Source organism: Streptomyces lushanensis, assembly GCF_001700515.1.
Taxonomy (GTDB): domain Bacteria; phylum Actinomycetota; class Actinomycetes; order Streptomycetales; family Streptomycetaceae; genus Streptomyces; species Streptomyces lushanensis.
Window position 1 is genome coordinate 20,941 of sequence record NZ_MAUD01000061.1, and the last position, 6,415, is coordinate 27,355.

Genomic DNA, 6,415 nt, shown 5'->3' on the forward strand with positions numbered 1-6,415 from the left:
TCACCACGCGTGGCGTACCGCGGCCTGTTCACCAAGCACGTCTCGATCTGGGCCGCGGTCGTCACGGCCGGCCGTCTGCCGGTGGCGATGGCGCCGCTCGCGTTCCTCTTCTACGGGCGCGGTACGGACGCCGGATACAGCGGCGGCGCCGCCATGGCCGCCGCGTACGCCATCGCGGAGGCGATCGGCGCCCCGCTTCTCAGTACGCGCCTGCGCACGCGCCCCTACCGCCGGGAGATCGCCGCCGGACTCGGACTGTCCGCCGCGGCCTTCGCCCTGCTCGCGTTCCTCCCGGCCCCCGGTACCGGGCTCGCCGTGATCCTCGCCGCGATCGCCGGCGCTGCCGCGGCCGCCGCACCCGGTGCGCTGCGCACCATGGCCGAGGACCTCGCTCCCGGGGAGCGCCTCCACACCGCCCTCAGCCTGGAATCCACGCTCAACATGGCCGCCTGGGCCGCCTCACCGGCCCTGGTGTCCCTACTCGCGCTCGAGTACGCCCCGCAGACCCCGTTCGTCCTCGCCACGGTCGTCACGCTCGCCGCCACCGCCGCGCTGTGGCTGCTGCCGGACAGAACCGGCGCCACGGACGACGGACAGCGCGCCCCTCTCAAGCAGGCCCTGACAGCCTGGCCCGTCTACCTGACCAGCATCGCCGCCATGTACCTGCTGGCGGGCATCGAACTCACCCTGCCCGCCCTGCTCCAGCACCGGGACCTGCCCGTCAGCTACAGCGGCCCGATCCTCACCGGCTTCGCCCTCGCGAGCATCCTCGGCGGCCTCGTCTATGGCGCGCGCACCTGGCCCGGCAGGGTGGAACGCCAGAGCACCCTGCTGCTCGTCGTCATGATCGCGGGCGTCGCCGCCACCGCCCTCGCCCCCACCTGGACCATGATCGCGACTCTCCTCGCTCTCACCGGTCTCCTCCAGGCAGCCGTCCTGATCACCCGTAACCTCACCCTCCGCGAACAGCTCCCCGCCGACCTCCACCCCGTCGGCTACTCGGTCCTGTACGCCGGCAGCGGCATCGGTTACGGACTCAGCGCCGCCGCCACCGGCCTCCTCCTCACCGTCACCACGCCCGACACCGCCGTCCTCATCGCCACCGGCACCACGTTCCTGCTGACGGCCGCGACATGGCTGAGGCGGAGGACCCCGGAGGGCAAGCGGCCCGTCTCCGGACTTCCAGCGGCGGAACGCCCCTCGCCCTGAGCTCCGGCGATACCGAGATCCGCCCCAGCGGGCTGAAACGACGGTACGACGGCGGCCCGAGCGGCCCGGCCCCCCGGAACGGCCGGGTCGGCGTTCTTCTTCCGGCGTTCCGCCCGGAGGCAGTTTTCAGCCCCTGGGCAGCTGGGTGGCGGTTTCGAGGAAGAAGTTGTCGATGCCTTGGACGGCGGCGATGAATTCGTCGAGGTTGACGGGTTTGGCCACGTAGGCGTTGGCGTGCTTCCGGTAGGCGTCCTGGACGTCGTCGGGGGCGGCGGAGGTGGTGAGAACCACGACGGGGATGCTGCCCAGGGACGCGTCGTTCTTGAGGACGGCGAGCAGCTCCCGGCCGTTCATACGGGGCATGTTCAGGTCCAGGACGATGAGGTCGGGGCGCGGCTTGGCCGGGTCTCGGAGATGTTCCAGCGCGGCGATACCGTCGGTGACCTGATTGATCGTGCGTGCCATACCGCGCTCGACCAGCGCGTCTTCGATGAGCATGGCGTCGGCCGGGTCGTCCTCGACGAGGAGAACCCCGTAGCTGAGGTCGGTGGCGAAAGCGTTCATGGAGGAACTCCCGGGTTTGGGCACGGGCAGGGGGCGTGTGGCGGGGCGCGCGGTGAAGACCAGTCCCGGCCAGCGCCGGCGAGCGCCTTGACGGCTGATGCCCCACGCGTCGCCGAGCTGCGGATAGCTGGCGCCGGCCCGTGCCGCCGCCTCGGCCTCGAGATGGGCGCAGTGGGCAACGGCGCGGTTCAGATACGCCAGGGCGCGAAGGCGCCCGAGCGGGCCGCTCCTCGTCGGCGACAGGTCCGCGATCGCCTCCCCGGTACCGCTCCGTACGGCCAGGTGGTGTGCCAGCTCCGTCACCGCCCTCTGCGCGAGCGAGGTCATCTCGTCGTGCTCAGGGGAATTGGTCAGGTCAGCGCCCATGCGCGCACTGTAGCGCCCACACCGCCTACGACAACCGTTGTTGTCAGGCAAGGGTACGCTGGCCGCGGCCCGGCCATCGACCGGGCCCCGTGACGAGGAGACTCCACCGTGCACAGCCAGAGCCGGGACCACACAGCCCCGACCGCCGGAGCCGCGCGGCCCCGTCGGCTGTCGGGATGGACGACACGCCGGTGGCTGGCGGTCTGCACAGCGCTGGCCCTGACCGTGCTGCTCGGGCTCATTCTGTGCGGGGCATGGATCTTCGCACGCTCCACCGCGATCAACAGCCAGCTCGTCGACCGTTCCACGCCGGCCCTGATCGCCTCGGTGCGGATGGAGAGCGCGCTGATCAACCAGGAGACCGGAATACGCGGATACGGGATGACCGCCCGCCCCGAATTCCTCCAGCCCTACCGTGACGGCATAGCACAGCAGCGGGCGGCGGAGCGGGCACTGCGCACGCTCGCCCAGGACGACACCGGCCGGCGAGACCTCGCCGAGGTGCGCCGACGGGCGGAGAAGTGGCAGTCGCGGATCGCCGAACCCGTCGCGTCGGCCTCATCCCCGGCCTCCCTGCACACGGAACGCGCCGAGGAGGCCAAGCGGCTCTTCGATTCGGTGCGTACGGCGATGTCCGCCCAGCAGCGACACCTGGAGGCCGAGCGCGCCGCCGCACGCGCGGACCTCCTGGACGCACGAGCCCTGCGCAACTGGACCTTCACCGCCATCGCCGCCGTCATCCTCGGCCTGGCCGGCTCGGTCTTCATCGGTCTGCGCCGCGGCGTGACCGACCATCTGGACCGGCTGTCGACCGACATCCGCACCATCGCCGCGGGTGACTTCGCCCACCGCGTCACCGGCTCGGGTCCGGCGGACCTCCGCCTGCTCGCCGCGGACGTCGACGCCATGCGCGCCAGACTCGCGGACGAACTCGCCTTCCGGGACAGCACGCAGGCCGCGCTCGCCTCCCAGGCCGCCGAACTGCGCCGCTCCAACGCGGAACTCGAACAGTTCGCCTACGTCGCCTCCCACGACCTCCAGGAACCGCTGCGGAAGGTCGCCAGCTTCTGCCAGCTCCTGCAACGCCGGTACAGCGAGCGTCTGGACGAGCGCGCCAACCAGTACATCGCCTTCGCCGTGGACGGCGCCAACCGCATGCAGGGCCTCATCAACGACCTCCTCGACTTCTCGCGGGTCGGGCGGCTGCGGAGCGAACACGTTCCCGTCGATCTGGCGGAAGTGCTCAGGCGCGCCAAGTACTCCCTCGCGACGGCGATCGAGGAATCCGGCACGGTCATCACGCACGACGCCCTCCCCGTACTCCCGGGTGAGCGCGGCCAGCTCGGCATGCTGTGGCAGAACCTCCTCTCCAACGCCATCAAGTTCCGCTCACCGGACGCGCCGCCCCGCGTCCACATCAGCGCCCGGCAGACCGACGGCGTCTGGGAGTTCGCGGTCACCGACAACGGCATCGGCATCGAGCCGGAGTTCGTCGAACGTGTCTTCGTGGTCTTCCAGCGCCTGCACACGCGCGAGCAGTACGCCGGCAACGGCATCGGCCTCGCCCTGTGCAAGAAGATCGTCGAGTACCACAGCGGCACCATCACCATCGACACCACCCACACCCCCGGAACCCGCATCGTCTTCACCCTCCCCGGCGCCGAGGACACCGGCGGAAACTGATCGCACGGCACAGCGCGGCACCGGCCGGACGCACCACGCGACCGCCTCGTGCGACGAAGGCGTCAGCATCCGCATCCGCTTCCGGTCGTCCCGGTTGAGCCGGACTCCGCGCGGACGCCGATGCCGATCGTCATGCCGTCGGATGCGCGGCGGTCGGTCCGGGCGCCGGGGGCCGGTCACCGAGCTGCTCGCCGGAGCCGCCGGCCTCCTCGACGGACCGGGGGCCCGCGTGCCGCGTCTCGCGGGGGCACACTCCGAAGCGCCGGCGGAATGCCGTGCTGAGCGCGCTCGCGGAGGAGAATCCCGACGCGTACGCCAGCTCGGTGATCGTCATGTGCCGGTACGCGGGTGCCCGCAGCCGGTCCCGCACCAACCGCAGCCGCTCCTCGCGGATCAGCTCGCGGGGGGTCGTACCGGTGTGTTGCAGGGCCAGCTGCACCTGGCGCAGCGACCAGCCCAGTGCCCGCGCCACGGTGGTACCGGTCAGATCGGGGTCGGCCGCGTGCTCGCGGATGTACCGGCGGACCACCCTTTCCACCTCCAGCAGATGGCCCGGTGCGGTGGGGCGGTCGTCGCCCGCGGCAAGCATGCACAGCAGCTCGACCAGCCGGTCCGACACCGCGTCGAACTGGCCGCCGGTGAGAGTGTCGCGCCCTTCGTGCAGGCCGGTCAGTATGCCGCCCACCACGCGGCCCAGGCCGGAGGTCAGGTCGAGGCCCGCGGCAAGCGGCGACGACCGGTTCAGTCGCCCGTTCACCTCCCGCGCGGGGATCGACATGACGAACGCCCGCGTGGGGGTGTCATGCAGGATCTCGAACGGTGCGGCGAACGTGAGCAGGCTCCCGACCTCCGGCACCAGCAGTACCTCCTGGCCGTCCTGTCGCAGCACCAGCTCTCCGGCGACCGGTAGCAGCAGGCGGTAGTTCTCGTCCGGGTCGTGCCGCACATGGCCCGCGGTCCGGGTGTACCTGACCGCGTCCGACCAGAACTTGACGAGCTGGTGGGAGTCGGTGCACTGGCGGATTGTTCCCGCGTGGAAATCATCGGTGTTCGGGTACGTGCAGCCCACCCGGCATTGATACGACGTCACATGCTCGCTCCAGAAGCCGGCGCGCTCACGCGACGTCACCTCCCGGGTCGTCATCGAATCCACGACGTAGGTTCCCGAGGCCATCGAAGACACCCTTCACCGCGGCCTTCGCACAGCGTGCCCGTCCGGGGTCTGTCCTCGCGCTCATGATGTGAGGCACCGCTCCCCGTGGTGCCCGGAGTGTAGTGGACGGCAGTGCGGTCCGGGCAGCGCGCGCCGTGTACGGATCGATGCGCACACATGTGCGCCGACCTCGCAAGTGTTGCGCGCTGTGACAACTTCCTTACGCGTACGCGCAATTCCCGGCGCGCGATCCAGCCCTACGGTCGGTCACAGGATCCGCTGTGCGCCAGGGCACGGCGGGCCCCGCACGACCGTGGCGGGACGGCCCTGTGACCGTCGTGCCTGGGGGAGGAACCGTGCGCCTCATCCAGCGACCGAGTACCTGACTGAGGAGCGAGATGGCAGCCGACAAGCCGATCCAAAACCCGCGCGAGCGAAACAGGAGATCCCGTGCCGTCCCGAACGGTCCAGTGGTCCGCGGAGCTTTGGGACTGACGTTGGCCGCAGCGGTTGCGGGTGCAAGCATGGGAGTCGTCGGAACCGGACCCGCGGCGGCGAACCCGGTATCGCTCAAACTGCGTTACACATGCTCGGTTCCGCTGATCCACGACCGGTCAGGCACGGTGACCATCGACTCGGACGTCCCGAAGTCGGCCGCGGTCGGCAGGCCCACCCCGAAATTCGTCATCCGTGCGGGGGTGCCGGTGAACGCGGCTGACACGCGGGGGCTGCGCAGGGCCGGCATCAGGACCATCGAGGGAACAGTGGAGGCGAAGGTCCACGTGACGGCGCCGGAGGGCAGCACCACCATCACAGTGCCGTTCCACGTGGTCAGGACCAACGTCCCGGCGTCAGGACCGTTCCTGGTCAGGGCGACCGGCACCGCGCCGAGGCGCACCTTCAGCCGACCGGGCAAGGTGAGAATCACCGTCGGTGACCTCATCCTGCGTGTCACCGCGCGCGGCAGCATGACCGTCAGACTCAAGGTGCCGTGCAGGCTGAACAGCGGGCAGAACAACGTCATGGCCTCGCTCGACATCACCAGGACGAGAACGGCGACCGGCCCGGCCTCGTCCGGAACGACGCCCGGCCCGGGGCCGTACAGGGCGATCGGCCCGGCCCTTTCCACGGTGCCCGATACGGCCGCCTCCGGAGCCACCGGGCGGCGGAACCCAGGCGAAGACGCGAGAACGGGTGGGGCCTCGCAAGGCCCGGCCGCCCCCGCCGGCAGCCTGGCCGCGACGGGCAGCGAGGGCATCACGCATCTGATCCCGCCGACCGCGGGAACCGTTGTCCTGGGCACCCTAGCCATGGCCACCGCTTTCCACGCCCGCTCACGCGGCTGATGACCGTGCGGACTCCGGTATCCCGCTCACGAAGCCATTGGTGAGGACGGCACATGGGGGCGGCTCGTCACACGCCGTGGGGATGGCGGGCGCT

At 70.8% G+C, this 6,415-nt stretch carries 5 protein-coding genes; 3 read left to right on the plus strand and 2 right to left on the minus strand.

The genetic code is table 11. The features are described from left to right. The first annotated feature begins 9 nt into the window (after nucleotides 1-9). Nucleotides 10-1,209: an MFS transporter gene (locus BFF77_RS05315; RefSeq protein WP_066944305.1), complete on the plus strand. Its 1,200-nt coding sequence runs from the start codon at nucleotides 10-12 to the stop codon at nucleotides 1,207-1,209. Nucleotides 1,210-1,335: 126 nt separating this feature from the next. Here the strand turns inward: BFF77_RS05315 and BFF77_RS05320 are convergent, their stop codons facing one another. Continuing rightward, nucleotides 1,336-2,139 (minus strand): response regulator, encoded by an 804-nt coding sequence (locus tag BFF77_RS05320; RefSeq protein ID WP_079124853.1) that lies wholly within the window; start codon nucleotides 2,137-2,139, stop codon nucleotides 1,336-1,338. Between the two features lie 108 nt (nucleotides 2,140-2,247). Here BFF77_RS05320 and BFF77_RS05325 point away from each other — a divergent pair, with 108 nt between their 5' ends. Next, nucleotides 2,248-3,822 (plus strand): sensor histidine kinase, encoded by a 1,575-nt coding sequence (locus BFF77_RS05325; protein WP_425424341.1) that lies wholly within the window; start codon nucleotides 2,248-2,250, stop codon nucleotides 3,820-3,822. Nucleotides 3,823-3,952: 130 nt separating this feature from the next. Here the strand turns inward: BFF77_RS05325 and BFF77_RS05330 are convergent, their stop codons facing one another. After that, complete coding sequence (locus BFF77_RS05330; RefSeq protein ID WP_079124854.1) at nucleotides 3,953-4,996, minus strand: helix-turn-helix domain-containing protein; 1,044 nt, start codon at nucleotides 4,994-4,996, stop codon at nucleotides 3,953-3,955. 503 nt (nucleotides 4,997-5,499) lie between these two features. Between BFF77_RS05330 and BFF77_RS38060 the strand changes: the two genes are divergently transcribed. After that, complete coding sequence (locus BFF77_RS38060) at nucleotides 5,500-6,321, plus strand: DUF6801 domain-containing protein (RefSeq protein ID WP_425424342.1); 822 nt, start codon at nucleotides 5,500-5,502, stop codon at nucleotides 6,319-6,321. The last annotated feature ends 94 nt before the right edge of the window (nucleotides 6,322-6,415 follow it).

Coding starts and splice junctions, on each gene's coding strand:
- BFF77_RS05330 (WP_079124854.1), bottom strand. CDS start 4,996: ATGGCCTCGGGAACCTACGTCGTGGATTCGATGACGACCCGGGAGGTG.
- BFF77_RS38060 (WP_425424342.1), top strand. CDS start 5,500: ATGGGAGTCGTCGGAACCGGACCCGCGGCGGCGAACCCGGTATCGCTC.
- BFF77_RS05320 (WP_079124853.1), bottom strand. CDS start 2,139: ATGGGCGCTGACCTGACCAATTCCCCTGAGCACGACGAGATGACCTCG.